The organism is Bdellovibrio sp. (assembly GCF_047637665.1).
GTDB lineage: Bacteria > Bdellovibrionota > Bdellovibrionia > Bdellovibrionales > Bdellovibrionaceae > Bdellovibrio.
This window is the reverse complement of the sequence record NZ_JBLJBT010000038.1, coordinates 1-17,991: the sequence shown is the minus strand read 5'-3', so window position 1 is coordinate 17,991 and position 17,991 is coordinate 1. Positions and strand designations below refer to the sequence as shown.

Sequence of the window (17,991 nt, the reverse complement as noted above, 5' to 3'; positions counted from 1 at the left end):
AGTAGTTTCGACATTCTTTTGAAAAGCCAGACGCCGCCTTTCGACAGTTTTTTTCTACACAAGCAGAAATGCATTGCGGCTCTGCGTGCGCAATCGACAGGAATAAAAGAATAGGAAGCCCTATTTTACCAATACGCATTCATGCTGCCCGAATAGCCTGCCCCGCCACCCGACGCCCAGGCGGTCATACCGGGCTGCTTGTAATAACAAGGAGCGCAAGCAGCTCCCAAGGAAACGCAAGCTGTTCCTGAAAGGGTGAGGAGTCCTCCGCCTCCCCAAGGCGACCCCGCGATGAATCCCGCACTGGGGACATTGGCAGGGAGTGTATCCACTCCACTTTGCAGGGTTCGATAGATGCTGAAGTCTCCGACATAGGTTGTACACGTTGAATTAGAATATCCTCGAACAACCACAGCGCCGATGTCCCAATTGTACGAGTTCCAGGGAACTCCAGTCCAAGAACGAACATATCCTTCCGCCACACCACAGGTTCCCGTCGCCGGTAAGGTCACCCCAAAAGTCAACGGAGCTGCCTTCCCACAAGACACATTAAAACTCGCAAGAATATAGTTATTAAAAACCCCATTACAGTCAGCATCCACTGCATTTGCTGCGGCTAATGATGCTTGCGATGGTTCATAACCGGCACAGGCCAATCCTGAAGGGAATTTCGCTATGACCACATCTTCCACGGCACTGCCCGCGCTGGCCGCAACCAATCTTAGAGGAATCGAGGTCCAAGCGTGTCCTAAAAAACTGGCTCCCAAAGTCGTCATAACATTCAACGAGGCCGTCACGTCCGCATCGCAGTTATAAGTCGTGGCCCCAAAGTTAGTCCATGTTGTTCCGTTGTCTCCCGAATATTGAAGAAGGCAGTTCCCATTTCCCACGCCTCCCGTCCAAGACACACTGAAAGCTGCTCCGCCTGTGATTGTCTGCGTGACTGCCAGATTTGTCGGACGAATAAATCTTGTATCCCACTTCGGAACTCCCGTTGAATCCATAATCAAAGTCTGATCCTTTGTCCCCGCAGGCAAGCGCACATTGTTGGCGCCATCAAAATAGATAATATCCCCTTTAGTGGTATTGGGAGAAAGGGCATTAAAGGCGGTCGCCTTCGTCGCGGCCCCCGTTCCCCCACGAGAAATCGCCAGTTGTGCTTCACTGGAAAGAGCTCCCGTTCCACTGTTGATCACAACATGGTTTGCCGTTCCCAGTGCCAATTTTGTTCGCGCCAAATTTGAAATGCTCGTTGTGGTCGTGCCCACCGTCGATGTCACGTCTCCTGACAATGCTGGCATTCGCCCCGCAGCTAAGGTTCCCGTTGCCTCGGTCGTTGATAAATCCACAGACGACTTCCCTGCCAAAGAACCCAAGGTCGGGAAATCACTCACTTGAGATTTTGTAATCGAAATGCTTTGACAAGAAAAACTGTCCGAAGCCGAAGACCACACAAGAACTTGTGCTCCTGAACACGTCGGAGGATTCACCGCCTCCCAACGAGTCAACGTCGTATTCCATGTCAGAAGGCCATCTGCGGGAACCCCTGAAGCCACCGCGTTGCCTTGCAGTTTTTCTACTTTGGTGACGCCTTGAGTGCCCGTGACATCACCGACCAAAGATCCTGAAAAGCTGGTCGCCGTCGTCGCCGTTGCCGCATTCCCGGTGATATGAATGCCCCAAGTCCCTGTTGCATTCAGACGCACATCATTCATCTTTACTTGCAAATTACTTCCTGCAACTTCAAGCCCTGCGCCTGGAGCATTTTTGGCAAACGTCTGAACGGTGGGATCACTCTCAAGCCCCACGCCACTTTCATAAGCACAGGCCCACTGGCCGGACACCTTCTTCAGAATTTCACCGTTGGCGCAAGAAAGGGCTCCGATCTCGGAAACCGGTGTCGGCACACTCGTCAACTTGCTATAAGACAACCCTCCGATGGCGGAATCTGGAATAGAATTGCTCGCAACCGGATCATAAGTCACAAAACTTGAACCGTTCCACATCACGGAACTTCCCGAAGCCGAAGTGATCGCACTGATAAAATCCTCAAGACGGGCCTGAGTCAAAGATCCCGAAGCCTGAATGAAATCACTTTTCGTTTTACCATCAAGGCTTTCGGCGTTCACCGCGAAAGCCATAGAGCGCATATTGAAATCTGCATCAACCGGTGTTGAATCAATCACCAGGCTCACGCGAAGTTTGCGGGCTCCACTGGTCATAGTCGGATCAAAGTTCGTCACCAGATTGTTGACGCTGCCATCTGCATGCAGACACGTCAGATTTGCGATGCTCGCGGAGTTGTCCATGATCTTCTTCATTGAAAATCCGGGATCATACCCACTCGCCACCCCGGTTCCGATCGCCAGATTAATATAACCATTGGAAAGATTCACACCGCTAAAGCGCTCTTCACGCAGAATACAATCATTCGGAGAAAGAATTCGTGCCGTCACCGTCAAACCCGCTCGCGTGGGATATTCGCCGGAAGGCAACTTAATAACACCTTGAAAGCTGATACCCTTATGAGCCTGTGCCATCGCTTTGGGGGACACCAGAAAACTCAACATCGCCAGGGTTAATAGAAATGACCTATTCATAGAAGGCTCCCTCAATGGTCACACCATTGGACAATGTCTTTTTTTCTGAAATCTCGCCAAAGATTCCCATCATGACCACGCCGTTTCCGGTGGTCACAACTTCCCCTGAAATGAAATCAGGAGAGGTTCGTTGTATTTTTAAACTTGGGTCTGTTTGATCTTGCGGGGAGGTTAAGGAGCGAGGCTCTATCAAGCTTGCATCCAGCGAACAGCCGGTCAGTAGAAATGCCAAGAACAACGCACCAGTCCTCATAAGGGACTTATCGGAGTCCCGCAATTCCCACTAAAGACGAATGTACGTTTGATTTTAAATAAGACAACATTCTGTAGCGCCTATATCAGTCTTGGAAGCTACAGGCTCAGTATTGGAGCCCATGCAAGCTCCACCCCAAGTTCACTCTTGGCTCGACCACCAACGGGCTCGATAGCTCTCAAGGGCCTGGGCCAGATTCAAGTTCCAGGAATAGCTGGCCTCATAGATGTCCTGCTGACTGATCCAAATCGGTGACCGAGAAGAAGCGCTAATGATCTTCCACAGAGCCACCACCCTGTCGAATCGCTGAAGATCATTTTGGACAGCGAGGTACGCAACAACACGGACTTCCACCTCAGGACTTAAAACAAAAGAGGCATTGAAATCATTCTGGAACTGCAAGGCGTCCTTGAAGTAACTCAGTTTCTCTGAGTACTCAGGTCGGGGGGACTTTAAAAGACGCTCTATCATCCACAACAGATAACTTTGCCCCTCGATCTCTTGGGCCAAAGGATTCGTTTCACGAAGACTGAGCTTTTCTAAGACCGCGGCGCAACCCACTTCATAGGAGCGCCGAAAAAAATACTCGCGCTTCTCTCGTGCCTGGTGAGTAACTTGAAGCAAACGATAAATCGCTTCCCCGCTGGCCGGTGAACACTCTTTGAGAGAGTACTCCATCTCTTCTTTCCAACGAGGCCCCTCATTCAAAAAAGAAAAGATCTTCTGAGCCAAATCCATGGACAGATGATAATCCAAATCGGTCAAGCCCAACGCCGGAAGAGCTTCGTGAATCACCAACGTCATACGTGCCTGTTCACTCATCAAAGGCCAGCGTGACAATGAAATTTCGATTCGCACCGGAGATTCATGAGGGTAGTTGATGGCGTCCACTTCATGACCATCCAAGATCGTCCGCTCAACGGCAACAACCTGCATATGCTCTGACAAGGTCTTGAGTTGATTCACAAAATCGGGGGTCGGCATTTCCTCCGCGGGCCCCACTTTTCCCAGAATGCGAATGACATCCTTCAGGATCAGTTGAAACTCCAGCACAGCTCCGCTGCCCCCGAAAGCCTCGTGTCCCTGAGGAATCACGACGTTTTCTGCTCGCCCTGCCACACTCCAAAAACAAACCAATAGACAGAATAAATATCTCATTTTTTCACCACACACTATTTTGTCAGAGGAACCACGGAGAGGCTGATGCAATAAACCTGATCGGCCCGTCCCTTCGTTTGATTACTTTGGTCATTCAATTTTTTTCTCAAGACCCGAAGATGTTCCGCGATGACCGGAAGGTCGGAGGAGCGGAATGAAAAAATCAACGAGCTATGGTGACGCTCTTCCAGAGGCACATTCATAAGCGCCTCCTTAGACACGTCCAAAAGATCTCCCTGCATTTTCATCATTGCTTCGTCTGATTTTCGCAAATGGAAGATGCTGGTATTTCCGCTAAGAAGCTCATACCGACCGTCCTCAAACTTTAAAAACTCCAATTGAATCAATCGCGCCAAAGCCTCTTCGACGACCTCAACCGGCGTACAAAGACGGCGGGCAATGTACTCGACCGTGTGATCAAAATCTTTAAGATTCAGACACTCCAGGATTGCAAAATGGATCCAATCCGAAATCAATTTGAATTCATCACGGGAAATAGTTCTTAAGGCGCTCTGTTTTAAAGAGGCCAACTCCCTTTCATGCAGCCTTGAGACCTTACAGTCTCGGACAAACATCTCCAGTTCTTTATCCGTAAACTTCAGCTTTCGGGAGATCTCGCGAATGACCTTTTCTGAAGGAATGCGAGTTCCTTGCATAATTCGATTCAAGGAGGAGGGGTCTTTTTGAGCGTCCTTTGCGAAAGCTCTTAAAGAGTATCGCTTATTCTTTTTCCTACGATCTTCAAATAAATTTACCAGTGCCGTTTGAAAAGCATTTGCCATGGCGTGTGAGTAGCACTGCCGCATAACAGTATCAACAGAAAGCAAACCCCTTTTTTAAACGAATGTTGCATTAACTCCCTGCGCTATGGCCACATCAGCAAGAAATTAAGCGCTTTCTAGAGCAACCAGAGGCAGGCAATGGCGACGACCGTGGGGGCCAGAGCAGCAATAAGCAAATTAAGAGGTTTGATACCGCCGGGAAACTTGTGGCTGAGGATCGAGTACCCCGCGGCATTAGGAGCATTGGCGATGATCGTCAATCCCCCCCCGGCGATAGCCCCCGCCACCAGAGCGTATTTGCTGGATTCACTTAAAGTTTCCACTTGCGATCCCAGATAGGTTAAGGCCGCATTGTCGGTGATCGCCGTAAGCCCCACGGCGCCCTTAAAGAGAAGAAGATCACTCATGCCTCCCAAGAGGGGCGCCAGCCACCATTTTTGAAAAGCACCAAACTGAATAATGCCTCCCAAAAACATCGACACCAGCAAACTTTCTTTCAGACGAAGTGAGTCCTGGTATCTTTGAGTCACACTGGCGACACCCAAGAACAGCAAGAAGAGGCCCAGGAAGGCATTTTGATGGTGTCCCGTCACGACAATCGCCGCCAAAAAAACCAAATGAACCCAAGTCACCGGACCTGGAATCTGCGCTTGGGAGCCCGACAAACGTGTTTCCACCTCCCGCAAGGTGATACAGTTTTGCGAAAGCTCCCGTCGGAAGATCCACACAAGAAAAGCTGTGTTGATGAAAATCGCCACGGCACTTTTCCAACCAAAATGGGTCAGAACAAAGGCGAAGTCCCAATTCCACTTATGAGCCACCATTAAAATCGGAGGCGCGGCAAAGGGAGTCAAAGCTCCACCAATGGAAACGTTCACAAAAAGAACCGCTATCAAAGCGTAAATCAATTTACTGGATTCTTTTTGCAACATCGAGTTCAGCATAAAAGCCGTCACTGTCATGGCGGCGGGCTCGGTGATAAAACTTCCACTTAAAGGTCCCAAAACCAGAACCACAAAAAGATCTGTCAGCACCGCAGGCGTTCGTAAAACTTTTTGAATCGCCGTACTGATAACTAAAATTCCTTGCCGAGCCGCCGTCAAAATGGGCCGAGTCGAACACACCACCATGATCGCAAAAATAAAGAAGGGTTCTACAAAGTTCAGTGAGGTTTGATAGGAGATCGCAGCTCCCCACCCTTCCAAGGCAATGTAAATGACCATGAACAACGAAGCCCAAATGGCAAAAACCGCCTCGATTTCACTCAAAAGATGAAGCACGTTGCTCCATAACGAATCTTTGGGAAAGTGATGGGACCATTGCAAAATTCTTCCCACCATAAAAGTGTGGATGACTGCAAGACCAAAAAATATCGTTCCAAGAAGTTCTATCGTTGTGTACGTCATAAGAACATCCTAATCAAACTCGGAAGAAGCTGCCAATGAGAACCGAAACAAGGGGCTCGTTTTTGCGTCGAGTCCACTTATCGCTATTCCTTGACACCGCAAGCTAACAAAACAGTTTTTTCGCCTTCAAGAGAGACTCAATTTCATGACGAAATTCCAGCGTCTTAAGCCAACGCTCCGGAATCGCGGAGCTTCCGTAATAAGCTCCACACAAAGCTCCCGCCACAGCACCGCAGGAATCTGAATCATCTCCACGATTGACGATCGCCACCAGGGAATCCTGCAAATTATCATAATTCAGAAATGTCCAAAGCCCCGCACACAAAGTGTCAAAACAAAATCCCGAAGTCGGGAGTGTCTCCCAAGAAAAGGCCGGAACGTCTTGCACTCTTTGCCAAAGCAGCCGAGACTGTTTTTGCGCCTCTTGCAAAGCCGCTTGGTAAATTTCGGACTTTGAGGTTCCTTGTAACGCAGCTTTCAGCGCGGCGATCAAAACACGATCCGCCTCCACACAATAAGAATGACCATGAGTCATTTTCGTCTGCGTCTCTAACACCTCTTGCAAAGACACGATGGACTGTCCCTGATAGACACCCTCCACCTGTTCATCCAAAAGACTCAAAGGGGCCACTCGCATGATGGAACCATTTCCTTGAAATTTCTCATCGACAAAACCACATTCCCTCAATGGCAGACCCGCCTTGAGATTGCGCAGCCCCTTGATGGTGGTCGTCCCGATATCCGGCGGTTCGCTTGCAAACCACACCAACATCTCTTGTTTTAAAATATCAAAAGAAAATGTCTGAGGATTTTCAATCGAGCGAAGCACACAAAGCATCAGATCCGTGTCATCCGTCGCCTCCCCGGCCTTCCAATTGAATTTTCCACCGCCGACAATTTCGGTGTGTTGGTTCCACACCGCAGACGGCGGCAAAAACTCCAAGGGCGCCCCTAAGGAATCCCCGGCATGAAGTCCCCACAACATTCCTAATACTTTTTCTTGAGAGTAGATCATGACCTCTGCTTACTGGCAGAGGTTCATATTGTCAGCAATAAAACGTCTTTGTTGGTCTAATTCTTGAGACGTATAACTTAATTCAGTTTTATTGCAGTGATTGTCGCGAACCAAAGAAAGGATCGCTTCTTTTTCTGGCGGCGTCAGCCCTAATGACCAAATCAATTTCACCTTCAGCCACTGCGCCAAATACTGGCAGTTGTAGGCTCGGTTCAAAGGCATATATTCTTCGGGAGTTCTATCCCCCTTGCGGCTATTTTCATTGCCAAAGACCGGCAGAAGATGAAAGTCATTCCCTAAAAAGTTAGCATAAAGACAACGCTTCACCTTGTCCCATTTATAAGCACCGCTGATGTAAGCATTTTTTAGTGGGACGAAGTGATCAATCTGAATATCACTGGCGCGAGTATAATCCCTTCCAGAATAAGGGTCCGCCCACTTTCCCGAAGCCACCGTGCAACCGCTGCTGTTGAAATTCACATTCACTGCGGAGTCACGGATAAGAACTTTAGCTCGCGTGTTGTAACATTTAGTATCTCGGCGATCTCGAATCCAGGTTCCAAAATGTTTTTTGCGACTGTAGGGTTCGTTGACGTTTCCGTATTTCTCATTATGGTTATCAAAATCAAGCAAGGAGTAGATTTTAGCAGTGAGTTCTTGAAGGTTTTCACTGAGATCCCAAAAATTTTCGGCGGCGTCCACGGGATTTATTGAAACGGAAGGTTCACTGGAAAGAGAAGACTGTTCTTTGACGGTATAATAGTTATCAAACTGCGCATTTCCCGATGTTTCCTGAGCTTGCACCCGATCCGTCGGCGCAAACAAAGCCACCAGCAACAGCATCATAAGAAGCGAGGTCTTCATGAAGTCTCCAATCCATTAGAGATTTGTTGTTTCCCCATTAGATTCGGCCTTACCACACTTTGGCAACGAGTAATTTGTTAGACTTCCGTTAGGTATTTAAATAGAACAGAGATTATGTTACGTGCCGGTCGTTTTCGTCATCGTCTTTTGGATGATGAGTTTCTCAAAAATCAAAGCCTTTTGGCACATCAATGCCTGCAAAGTTATATCGAACTCTGGCGCCAAGGTCTGCTCACTGATGTGGAGATGGCCGCCACTTATATTTTCGTGTTTTCATTTCTTCGTCGGCCCAAAGATTTCTTAGGTGGCCCGCACAACCAAGAGTTTTCCAGGCCTGTTGAAGGTCACAACTCGATCTCCTCCGCGCAGATTGTGGAAGTCCTGCGCAAAAATCTTCCCCCGCCTTTGCGCCACGCCAAGTCTTTGACCAGGCTTGAAAGCCCCCACGCTTTTGTAGATCATTTCTGTTCTTTGAGTTGGCGTTCGATCCCCTTACTCCCGGAGATTCAAAAGATGTTTCTTCAAGACCCCACATTCGCCGGGGAGTTCCATTACCTTATGTCTGACATGAACTCCGTCCCTCTCCATCTCCTGAAAACCCTCAAGGCGATTTTGCTGGGATATTTCAAACGGCGGGACCACCTTCCGATGCTGTCCTCTTTGTCCGCACCGGCAGAATATGAGTTTATGCGCCTTTTTGAAGCCGTTTTAGTCCCCTGGAATCTCTCTCCGGAGGCCCTTTTCGCGACTCAGAGGCTTAATACCCCCCTCTACAAAGGTCCCCAAGACGACGAATTGTTGCACCTGGCTCTATCGTTAAACTTTCATGACGAAAGATTTCTTCTCTGATAGTATATACGTACTATGCCAAGTAAAAAAGAGTCCACCCTCTCGGTCCATAATCTGTCTTCTTGCCAAACCTGCGGTATGCGCAATGAAAGTCTCTTATGCTCTTCTCCTGACGTTTTGCTCATGGTGGAAAAGGCGCGCGTCACTTGTCGTTTCAAAGCGGGACAAGTTATTTTTTATTCTGGCAACGATCCCTTGGGAATTTTCACGATTCAAGAAGGCCTTGTGAAGTTGGAAGTGATGTCTCCGTCAGGAGCTGCTCACACGCTTCGTCTTGTTGGACCGGGCGGCGCTTTGGGCTATCGTTCTCTTTTCGCGCAAGAACCTTATCACGCTTCGGCTGTGGCGGTTGAAGACTGCGAACTTTGTTTTATTCCTAAGGCCGATATCATGAACATCTTCAAAAGTTATCCTCACTTGGCGATGAAACTTTTGTCGCACATCTCAAAAGATTTGCGCATGGCTGAAGAAAAATGGATGGACCAAATGGACAAAGGAGCTTCCGAGCGTATTGCGGAAGCTTTGCTTTTCCTTCAAGAGCATTTTGCACATCAGAACTGGACACGTCGTGAAATCGCGCAGTGGGCGGGAACAACACCTGAGACTGTCATTCGCACTCTTTCTCAGTTTGAAAAAGAAGGTTTGATCGACCAGACGGATGGCCGTAGCATTCGTATTCTCTCAAGAGATCTTTTGCGCGAACGCACTGAGATTCGCTAAGAAACATGAGCTTGTTTTTCATGCGCAACTTTTCGTTGCGCATCTTGCCTTTTGAATCCGACTAAAACTTGCCTTTCGTCTGTTTCCCAATAAAAATTGATCAGAATCAAGAAATTCCAAGCGACATGATTTGGATCATATACTTGATTATTGCTTGTCCACATACTTTGGGCATTTGGAGTGATGTATGGAGGTCTTGTCTCAACATAATTGTGGTTATTGTGGAGTACCCACCACCGGGGCAGCTTACTGCTGTAGTGCTTGCGAAGTTTTGGCGTTGCGAGTAGGCCCCCTGCCGGTACTCAAAGCGGGCGTAAACCCTTACTCTTATTTTGATCAAAAAGAGTTTCGCGATCTTTATCGCCACGATCAAGATGCAGAGTATGATTATCTTTTCTTCGCCGAAGGTCTGCACTGTTCTTCCTGTGTTCACCTTCTAGAAAAGCTTCCCGAGTTTTATCCCGAGATCCTCAGTGCACGAGTGAACTTTGCGCAGTCCACGGTGGCAGTGAAGCTTTCTGACTCTGCCTCTTTGGCGCAAGTCGCTCACGTCATCAAAGAACTTGGCTACAACCCCACTCTTCTTTCTAAGCAAGACAACTTGGCGGAAAGATATAAAATTGAAAATAGAGCTTTCTTAAACCGCATCGCGGTCGCGGGTTTTTGCGCCGGCAATACCATGCTTTTTGTGATCCCGGTTTATGCGGGCTTGGCAGGATCTTGGGCTCAGATTTTCAACTGGCTGAGTTTTTTTCTATTCCTTCCCATACTTTTTTATAGCGCCATTCCTTTTTATCGCGGTGCTTGGAACTCTCTTAAATACAAAGTTATCAATGTCGATCTTCCGATTGTCATCGCCATGCTTTCGGGATTCTTCCTTTCCTCCTACAACCTGATCATCGGCAACGAAGCTATTTACTTTGATAGTACGGCCAGCTTCATGTTCTTCATCTTGTCGGCTCGCTACATTTTAAAGCGCGTGCAACAGAACTACTTGTCCCCTTCACGCATTAAGTCCTTCTTCCAAACGGCGAAGTACCGCCGTATTCAAAACGAGACCGAACAAGACATCCCGTGGAGTTCCGTCCAAACCGGTGACACTCTAAAAATCCAGCGCAGCCAAACCCTGCCTTCTGACTGCGAACTTCTTTCGGCCCATGCAACCGTGGATATGTCTTTGTTTAACGGTGAGTCCATGCCGAAGGTTTTTTCTCAAGGCATGACGATTTTTGCGGGAACTCAAGTCCTTGACCAAGAGATCTTAGTCAAAGTGAAAATCCCCTTTACGGAAAGTAAGCTCGGCCAACTTCTTCGTCAGCTCGACAATAGCGCCTTGGCAAAAAGTAAGTTCATTGCGTTGACCGATCGACTTGCGCAAAAGTTGATTGTTGTCGTCTTTTCAATCGCCGCCCTTTTCTTCCTTATCTATATGAACATCAATGCCACCGAAGCGTTCAATCGCTCTTTGGCGTTGATTGTGTTGGCTTGCCCTTGTGCTTTAGCCTTTGGGTCGCCTTTGACCTTTGGTCTTGCTCTTAAAAAGGCGCAGAAAGGCGGCATCCTTCTGAAGGACGCCACCAGCCTTGAAAGAATGCTGCAAATTAAAAATGTCTTCTTTGATAAGACCGGGACTTTGACCGAGGGCAGTTTGCAATTCTCTCACTCGGAGCCCTCCATGGTTCCTCAGGATATTCAAAAGATCATCCTCAGCCTGGAAGCTCCGTCCTATCACCCGATCGCTTTTGCTCTTCGTAAAGCCTGGCCTCACCCCGCAGCCCTCTATGAAGTGCAAGACGCGCAAGAGATCCTGGGGCGCGGTGTGCGCGGCACGATTGACGGGGTTCAATACGAGATTCGTCATTTGGCTGAAAGCACTCATGAAGCCGAAACAGCGATTGAAGTGATTCGCGGTCACGATAGCATCTGCCGCCTTTACTTCATGGATACATTGCGCCCCGACTCGCCTTCGGCCGTAAAGAAGCTGCAAGAAAAAGGGATCCAATGTTATCTGCTTTCTGGCGACAAAAAATCCCGCGTTTATCAAGTGGCGGACATCTGTGGCATCCCAAGAGAGAACTCTCATGGGGAACTCTTCCCTGAAGACAAAAAGGAAATCGTCGATCAGTACCGCAATACATGCATGATTGGGGACGGTGCGAATGATTCTCTCAGTTTGAAGTCGGCGGACGTGGGTATTGCCGTCAAAGGCAGTGTGGACTTAAGCCTGAACAGTGCGGATGTCTATTTCACTCGTGGAGGCCTGACTCCCCTGTTTGATCTGATTCAACTTTCAGAACAAACACGTCGCGTACTGGTTCGCAACCTGACTATCTCGTTGGTGTACAACACCTTAGGCGGTGGCCTTGCATTGCTGGGCTTTATCAACCCGATGATGGCCGCTATCCTAATGCCCATTAGTTCCGTGGCGATTATTCTATCGACCTTGTGGGGGTTCCGATGAATATTATTGTGATTATGATTCCAATGGCTCTTTTGCTGGGAATAGGCTTTGTCTCCGCCTTTCTCTGGGCCACTTCCAAAGGTCAATTTGATGACCTAGAGACTCCTGCGCATAGAATTCTAAATGATGACAACGAAAGGAAACAATTGTGAAAACAACAGGAAATCTCATCGAGAAGATTTTTTACGATGATGACATCGTCAAAAAGTTTACTCTTGCGACTATGGTTTGGGCGGGTGCGGCCTTCTTATTTGGTCTTATCGCAGCCCTTCAACTGGCGTATTGGCCTCTGAACGCGAACCTTGAATGGATCACGTTTGGTCGTCTGCGCCCGCTGCATACCAATGCGGCAATCTTTGCGTTCGCGGGGAACGCGATCTTTGCGGGGATCTATCACTCCTCTCAAAGACTTTTAAAAACACGCATGTTCTCAGACTTGCTTTCAAAAATGCACTTCTGGGGATGGCAGCTTATCATCGTTGCTGCAGCGATCACACTTCCTTTGGGCTATTCTCACGGGAAAGAGTACGCTGAACTTGAATGGCCGATTGATATCGCTATCGCGGTTGTGTGGGTGATCTTTGGTCTGAACTTCTTTATGACCATCCGTCAACGTCGTGAAAAACACATGTACGTGGCGATCTGGTTCTATATTGCGACCATCATCACGGTAGCAGTTCTGCACATCGTGAACTCTATCGCAATCCCTGTTTCCTTCTTGCACTCTTATCCAGTGTACGCAGGGATCCAGGATGCCTTGGTTCAATGGTGGTACGGACATAACGCCGTGGCGTTCTTCCTGACAACTCCCTTCCTTGGTTTGATGTATTACTACGTACCTAAAGCAGCGAATCGTCCGGTGTATTCTTACCGCCTTTCGATCATTCACTTCTGGGCGTTGGTTTTCATCTATATCTGGGCAGGACCTCACCATCTTCTTTACACTTCCATGCCTGAATGGGCACAAACTCTGGGAATGATCTTCTCCGTGATGTTGTGGGCTCCTTCTTGGGGTGGTATGATCAACGGTCTTTTGACTTTGAAAGGTTCTTGGCATCTTTTGAAAACAGAACCTTTGATCAAGTTCTTTGTCGCCGCCATCACGTTCTACGGTATGTCGACTTTCGAAGGACCTCTTCTTTCCATCAAGTCTGTGAACTCTTTGGGTCACTACACTGACTGGATCATCGGACACGTTCACGCCGGTGCGCTTGGATGGAACGGTTTCTTGGGCTTTGGAATGATCTACTATCTCGTTCCCCGCCTTTGGAAAACTCAGCTTTACTCTAAAAAGCTTCTTGAAAACCACTTCTGGTTGGGTCTGACTGGTATCCTTCTTTACTACATCTCCATGGTTGTAGCGGGTATCACTCAAGGTCTTATGTGGCGTGCAATCGACGGACAAGGGAACCTCGTTTACCCTGACTTCGTTGAAACTGTGATCCGCATCGTGCCTCTTTACTGGGTTCGTGCATTGGGTGGATTGTTGTTCCTCATCGGCTTTATCTTGATGTGTTACAATATCTACAAAACCATTCAGTTGGCTCCAAAAGCTCAGGAAGAAAAAGCCGTCGAAGTGGCTCGTTCTGGTTACGACGAAGTGGGCGGCACTGCTCACCGTAAGTTGGAAGGTATGGGCTTCTTGTTCTCTGTTCTTGCGTTCCTTGCGATCGCAGTCGGCTCGGTCATCGAGATCTATCCAACTCTGTCTTTGCATAAGTATGTCAGACCTGACAGCATCACAGATCCTTACACTCCACTTGAGCTTGCGGGCCGTGATGTGTACGTAAAAGAAGGCTGTTACGTTTGCCACTCTCAACAAATTCGCCCGATCGCTGCGGAAGTTCTTCGTTACGGAAAACCTTCAACTATTGAAGAGTCTATGCACGATCATCCGTTCCAATGGGGTTCTAAGCGTACGGGACCGGATCTGGCTCGCGTTGGTAAGAAGTATCCGAACCTATGGCACTATAGCCACATGGTCGACCCTCGTGCGGTGACTCCGAAGTCTATCATGCCTAGCTATCCTTGGTTGGCTGAAAAAGACGCGGACTTCTTGTCTCTTCGTAAAAAACTCTCTGTCATGAAAATGGTGGGTGTTCCTTACGCTGACGACGTGGTCGCAAACGCTGACATCCATGCTCAAAAGCAAGCGCAACAAATCGCTGCGGACCTGGAATCCAATGGGGCTCCAAAAGGTCTTGAGAAGAAAGAGATCATCGCTTTGATCGCTTATCTGCAAGCCCTAGGTCAGAAAGGGAAAGCGCAATGAAACAAGAAGGATTGAAGTACTTTACCGACACACATTTGACAGGTATGGGCCTTCTGATTTTCTTCATCTTCTTCGTGGGAGTTCTGTTCTGGGTTTATCGCAAATCCAGCACAGAAATTTATCACAAGATGGAGCAGATACCATTGCAGGACGGAGAATAACATGAGCGACAAACAAGAAAAATTTCACGAATACGACGGCATCATTGAACACGACAATCCGCTTCCTACCTGGTGGCTGGCGACGTTCTTTATCACGATCATCTTTGCCTTTATTTACTACATCCATTACGAAATGGGTGGCGGAGGCAAAACTTTGACTGAAGAGTTGAACGTGGCCATGCAGGAAATCGACAAGACCAAAGCGACTGCGACTTCCGCAGCTCCTATGGAAACCGAGGAGTCCTTGCAAGCCGCTTTTGCCAAAGACGGTGTTGTCGCCCTGGGCGCTGAGCAGTATACTGCTAAGTGTGCTTCTTGCCACGGACCCGAGTTGGGTGGTCTAATCGGTCCTGATCTAGTGGATAAATACTGGATCCACGGAAAAGGAACTCGCATGGACATCGTCAAGGTGATCCGCGAAGGTGTTGCTGAAAAAGGAATGCCACCATGGGGACCGGTAATGAAGAAAGAAGAAATCTACGCCGTAGCAGCGTTCATTCTTTCTAAAAAAGGCACTCAGCCTGCTGGAGCAAAAGCCCCTCAAGGAGAACCCGTTGAGGACTACTTGACAAAGTAAAGGTAAGATATGAGCAATCTGGATCCAAGCAAACTCACAAGCGTCGACAAAAATGGGGACCGTATCTATATCATCCCCGCCGAAGTAACCGGATTTTTTCGACGACATAGGACTTGGACTCAGATTGTTCTTCTGATCATCTTCTTGGCCATTCCCTGGACAACCATCAATGGCTATCAAACAGTTCTACTAAACATCCCCCAAAGAGAATTCTCTCTCTTTGGGGCCATGTTCCACGCCCACGATACTCCCCTTCTCTTTTTCATTTTAGGTGCGCTGACTTTAGGGTTGGCTTTTGTCACCTCTATTTGGGGACGTGTTTGGTGCGGTTGGGCTTGCCCACAAACCGTTTTTATCGATGCTGTCTTCCGTCGTATTGAACAATGGGTGGAAGGCTCTTATATCAAAAGACGCCAACTTCGTGACGGACCCCTGACCTCTGAGAAGTTTTTTAAAACCACTTCGAAATGGATCCTCTTTACTCTTGTTTCCTCTTTGATCGCTCACAGTTTTATGGCGTACTTCATCGGTGCCAAAGAGCTTTTGGAGATGGTTCAAAACTCTCCTTCTGAAAATCTCACCTACTTCACATTGGTGGTTTTCTTTACCGCCGCTGTTCTTTTTGACTTTGGCTGGTTCCGCGAGCAGTTCTGCGTGATCATGTGTCCTTATGGACGTATTCAATCCGTTCTTCTTGATCAAAAATCTTTAGCTGTCGTCTATGACGTACAACGCGGAGAACCCCGTAAAGGCACGGCTCAGCCGGGCGAAAAAACCGGAGACTGCGTTGCCTGCAATCGCTGCGTGCAAGTGTGCCCAACTGGAATTGATATTCGCAATGGTCTGCAAATGGAGTGCATCGCTTGTACTTCTTGTATTGATGCCTGCGACGAAATCATGACGAAAGTGAAAAAACCCACAGGGCTTATTCGCTATGACACCTTGGATGGCAGCAAGATCTCTCTTTTTAAACCTCGCTCGATTCTCTATATGATTGCGATTCTGGCTCTGATCGGTGGCCTCACTTATGCCATTGTCACCCGCGAGCCGGCTGACTTTACAATTCTTCGTGGTCGTGGACTTCCCTACTCCTTCGTTAAAGGTGCCAATAACGAAGAGTTGGTATTGAATCAATTCCGAGTTCACATTCAAAATCAGGGACAAGCCCCGGCCCTTTACTTCCTGACACTTCCCCCTGAATTCATTGAAACAGGTGTCGAACTCACCGTCGCTGAAAATCCGGTCTCTTTGAAGCCCGGCGAGTTCCGAGAGTGGTATTTCTTTATCAGAGTAAAACCAAGTTTGTTCGACCCCAAAGGGCAGATTAAAGCCAAACTCCAAATTCGCGATCTCCTAAGCGAAAAAGGTTACACCTCACAAAGAGATCTGATCTTGGTAGGACCGAAACAGTGATCTCAACCACTTTTCTCGCATTGGGCATTCTTTCCTCAAGTTTTTTTGGAAGCTGGCACTGTGCGGGAATGTGTGGTCCGATCGCCACCCTGATGAGCACCCGAAAAAGTCTTTGGTCCTACAATCTGGGGCGCCTTATTTCTTACACCTTGCTAGGCACCATCGCTGGAGGTGTGGGTCAGGTTTTTTTAAATAGTGATTTTGTGGCCCTTCGTTGGATCTCTAGCGGACTCTTGGCGCTGATCCTCTTGGGCACAGGCCTTTCGATGATCTTTCCAAAACTTCTTTCTGAAAAAGTAAACCAATGGTCCTGGGGGCATCGCGCCTTGGGTTACATCAAAAAAGCGCAGGCTTTTCACATCGGGCGTTCTGGTTTTAGCGTGGGACTCCTTACCGCCTTTCTTCCTTGCGGTTGGCTTTACACTTACGTCCTTGCCGCTATCGCCACAAAAAGTCCCTGGGCGGGCGCACTGACGCTTTTTCTTTTCTGGCTGGGGGGACTCCCCACTCTGAGTGCTGTTCCATTTATGGTTCGCAAAACCGTCCAATCTGCAGGGCTTCGACAACAGAAGATTGCCGGTCTGGTTTTGGTCGTCTCTGGACTCTACTCTCTGGCCAGCTTCATGTTTTTCCATTGAAAATAAGTCCTCATTGTTTAGACTTTAAAGTCTATGAAACACACTCTTTTATTTTCATCATTTGTCGCTCTTACTTTATCAACCACCGCCTGGGCTCAGGAAGAGTCTTCTGAGGCTGCACCAACAGAAATGGCCCAGGAAGCAGTCACGCCAAGTTCTACTCGCGAATGGCCTCGCAGCCTTTGGGGAGTTTATGGCGGATTCGGAGCCCCTCATGTTCTTAATGGCGGCATTGAATACCTGGATCAATCGCGCACGTGGTCTATGGCGTTGGATTTTGGTGCCTTTGGGTATCGCCCCAAGGATGAATTGAATGACAAAGAGGAAGTCTCCTTAGGAAGTGTTGCGATCGAAGGACGCTATCACCCTTTCACAAGCTCCTTTTATATCGCGGGCGCTTTGGGGTCCCAAGGCGTGACGGCGAAGAAAACGGCTGTGTATTCTGGGGAAACGGCAACGGCAGAGATTCGCGTAGGCAATACCTTTGCAACTCCCAAAGTCGGATGGTTTTGGCAATTCAATTCAGGTCTTAATTTCGGCGTTGAAGTCGGAGCCCAAATTCCTCTTTCAACGAAAGTGGAAGTCGATGATAGCAATCTCAACGCCATCGTCTTAAATGATCCCGAATATATTAAAAACAAAAAAGATGTCACGGACCTGGCTGAAAAATTAGGGAAGCAGGTTCTTCCTCACGCCGTCATCCGACTTGGTTACGCATTCTAGTTCATTGACAATCAACAAGGTTATTTAAAGAAGGAGAGTTCATATGATCTGTACCCCAAAAAGTGGACTTTTAAATAAAAGGGAATACCCTGAGTTTAG

General features: G+C 48.1%; 17 protein-coding genes. 10 read left to right on the top strand and 7 right to left on the bottom strand.

Annotated features, from left to right (window positions below; all coding sequences use genetic code 11):
• Positions 1-125 precede the first annotated feature (125 nt).
• The 7 genes from ACM64D_RS12610 to ACM64D_RS12580 all read right to left on the bottom strand — a co-directional run bounded on the left by ACM64D_RS12610 (position 126) and on the right by ACM64D_RS12580 (position 8,078).
• Complete coding sequence (locus tag ACM64D_RS12610; RefSeq protein WP_415063577.1) at positions 126-2,600, bottom strand: hypothetical protein; 2,475 nt, start codon at positions 2,598-2,600, stop codon at positions 126-128.
• Complete coding sequence (locus ACM64D_RS12605; RefSeq protein WP_415063576.1) at positions 2,593-2,853, bottom strand: hypothetical protein; 261 nt, start codon at positions 2,851-2,853, stop codon at positions 2,593-2,595. The genes ACM64D_RS12610 and ACM64D_RS12605 overlap by 8 nt, the downstream gene beginning before the upstream one ends.
• Before the next feature lie 141 nt (positions 2,854-2,994).
• Positions 2,995-3,972 carry a hypothetical protein gene (locus ACM64D_RS12600; protein WP_415063575.1) on the bottom strand — a complete coding sequence of 326 codons (978 nt, stop codon included), beginning with the start codon at positions 3,970-3,972 and terminating at the stop codon, positions 2,995-2,997.
• A 53-nt stretch (positions 3,973-4,025) separates the two neighbouring features.
• The gene (locus tag ACM64D_RS12595) at positions 4,026-4,793 is read right to left on the bottom strand and encodes a TIGR02147 family protein (protein WP_415063574.1); all 768 of its coding nucleotides are present in this window, start codon (positions 4,791-4,793) and stop codon (positions 4,026-4,028) included.
• A gap of 116 nt (positions 4,794-4,909) precedes the next feature.
• A complete protein-coding gene (locus tag ACM64D_RS12590; RefSeq protein WP_415063573.1) occupies positions 4,910-6,199 on the bottom strand; it encodes a putative Na+/H+ antiporter in 1,290 nt (429 codons plus the stop codon).
• Between the two features lie 103 nt (positions 6,200-6,302).
• Positions 6,303-7,214, bottom strand: coding sequence for an ADP-ribosylglycohydrolase family protein (locus ACM64D_RS12585; RefSeq protein WP_415063572.1), 912 nt, complete (start codon positions 7,212-7,214; stop codon positions 6,303-6,305).
• Positions 7,215-7,223: 9 nt separating this feature from the next.
• On the bottom strand, positions 7,224-8,078 hold the full coding sequence (locus ACM64D_RS12580; protein ID WP_415063571.1) for a DUF1524 domain-containing protein: 855 nt from the start codon (positions 8,076-8,078) through the stop codon (positions 7,224-7,226).
• Between the two features lie 114 nt (positions 8,079-8,192).
• Between ACM64D_RS12580 and ACM64D_RS12575 the strand changes: the two genes are divergently transcribed.
• From ACM64D_RS12575 to ACM64D_RS12530, 10 genes are all read left to right on the top strand, one after another.
• Positions 8,193-8,927, top strand: a complete 735-nt coding sequence (locus ACM64D_RS12575; protein ID WP_415063570.1) for a hypothetical protein — start codon at positions 8,193-8,195, stop codon at positions 8,925-8,927.
• A gap of 15 nt (positions 8,928-8,942) precedes the next feature.
• Complete coding sequence (locus tag ACM64D_RS12570; protein ID WP_415063569.1) at positions 8,943-9,647, top strand: Crp/Fnr family transcriptional regulator; 705 nt, start codon at positions 8,943-8,945, stop codon at positions 9,645-9,647.
• A 187-nt stretch (positions 9,648-9,834) separates the two neighbouring features.
• Positions 9,835-12,108: a heavy metal translocating P-type ATPase gene (locus ACM64D_RS12565; protein WP_415063568.1), complete on the top strand. Its 2,274-nt coding sequence runs from the start codon at positions 9,835-9,837 to the stop codon at positions 12,106-12,108.
• Complete coding sequence (gene ccoS / locus ACM64D_RS12560; protein WP_415063567.1) at positions 12,105-12,260, top strand: cbb3-type cytochrome oxidase assembly protein CcoS; 156 nt, start codon at positions 12,105-12,107, stop codon at positions 12,258-12,260. Before ACM64D_RS12565 ends, ccoS begins: the two co-directional genes overlap by 4 nt.
• Complete coding sequence (gene ccoN / locus ACM64D_RS12555; protein ID WP_415063566.1) at positions 12,257-14,380, top strand: cytochrome-c oxidase, cbb3-type subunit I; 2,124 nt, start codon at positions 12,257-12,259, stop codon at positions 14,378-14,380. The genes ccoS and ccoN overlap by 4 nt, the downstream gene beginning before the upstream one ends.
• On the top strand, positions 14,377-14,541 hold the full coding sequence (locus ACM64D_RS12550) for a cbb3-type cytochrome oxidase subunit 3 (protein ID WP_415063565.1): 165 nt from the start codon (positions 14,377-14,379) through the stop codon (positions 14,539-14,541). Before ccoN ends, ACM64D_RS12550 begins: the two co-directional genes overlap by 4 nt.
• Position 14,542: 1 nt before the next feature.
• Positions 14,543-15,118 (top strand): cbb3-type cytochrome c oxidase N-terminal domain-containing protein, encoded by a 576-nt coding sequence (locus tag ACM64D_RS12545; protein WP_415063564.1) that lies wholly within the window; start codon positions 14,543-14,545, stop codon positions 15,116-15,118.
• A gap of 9 nt (positions 15,119-15,127) precedes the next feature.
• Positions 15,128-16,531 carry a cytochrome c oxidase accessory protein CcoG gene (ccoG, locus tag ACM64D_RS12540; RefSeq protein WP_415063563.1) on the top strand — a complete coding sequence of 468 codons (1,404 nt, stop codon included), beginning with the start codon at positions 15,128-15,130 and terminating at the stop codon, positions 16,529-16,531.
• Positions 16,528-17,169 (top strand): sulfite exporter TauE/SafE family protein, encoded by a 642-nt coding sequence (locus tag ACM64D_RS12535; protein WP_415063562.1) that lies wholly within the window; start codon positions 16,528-16,530, stop codon positions 17,167-17,169. Before ccoG ends, ACM64D_RS12535 begins: the two co-directional genes overlap by 4 nt.
• A 33-nt stretch (positions 17,170-17,202) precedes the next feature.
• Complete coding sequence (locus tag ACM64D_RS12530) at positions 17,203-17,892, top strand: hypothetical protein (protein ID WP_415063561.1); 690 nt, start codon at positions 17,203-17,205, stop codon at positions 17,890-17,892.
• The last annotated feature ends 99 nt before the right edge of the window (positions 17,893-17,991 follow it).

Bases quoted from the DNA above. Each gene is read 5' to 3' on its own strand.
- ACM64D_RS12610 (WP_415063577.1), bottom strand. From the start codon at position 2,600: ATGAATAGGTCATTTCTATTAACCCTGGCGATGTTGAGTTTTCTGGTG.
- ACM64D_RS12605 (WP_415063576.1), bottom strand. From the start codon at position 2,853: ATGAGGACTGGTGCGTTGTTCTTGGCATTTCTACTGACCGGCTGTTCG.
- ACM64D_RS12595 (WP_415063574.1), bottom strand. From the start codon at position 4,793: ATGGCAAATGCTTTTCAAACGGCACTGGTAAATTTATTTGAAGATCGT.
- ACM64D_RS12590 (WP_415063573.1), bottom strand. From the start codon at position 6,199: ATGACGTACACAACGATAGAACTTCTTGGAACGATATTTTTTGGTCTT.
- ACM64D_RS12585 (WP_415063572.1), bottom strand. From the start codon at position 7,214: ATGATCTACTCTCAAGAAAAAGTATTAGGAATGTTGTGGGGACTTCAT.
- ACM64D_RS12580 (WP_415063571.1), bottom strand. From the start codon at position 8,078: ATGAAGACCTCGCTTCTTATGATGCTGTTGCTGGTGGCTTTGTTTGCG.
- ACM64D_RS12575 (WP_415063570.1), top strand. From the start codon at position 8,193: ATGTTACGTGCCGGTCGTTTTCGTCATCGTCTTTTGGATGATGAGTTT.
- ACM64D_RS12570 (WP_415063569.1), top strand. From the start codon at position 8,943: ATGCCAAGTAAAAAAGAGTCCACCCTCTCGGTCCATAATCTGTCTTCT.
- ACM64D_RS12565 (WP_415063568.1), top strand. From the start codon at position 9,835: ATGGAGGTCTTGTCTCAACATAATTGTGGTTATTGTGGAGTACCCACC.
- ccoS (WP_415063567.1), top strand. From the start codon at position 12,105: ATGAATATTATTGTGATTATGATTCCAATGGCTCTTTTGCTGGGAATA.
- ACM64D_RS12550 (WP_415063565.1), top strand. From the start codon at position 14,377: ATGAAACAAGAAGGATTGAAGTACTTTACCGACACACATTTGACAGGT.
- ACM64D_RS12545 (WP_415063564.1), top strand. From the start codon at position 14,543: ATGAGCGACAAACAAGAAAAATTTCACGAATACGACGGCATCATTGAA.
- ccoG (WP_415063563.1), top strand. From the start codon at position 15,128: ATGAGCAATCTGGATCCAAGCAAACTCACAAGCGTCGACAAAAATGGG.
- ACM64D_RS12530 (WP_415063561.1), top strand. From the start codon at position 17,203: ATGAAACACACTCTTTTATTTTCATCATTTGTCGCTCTTACTTTATCA.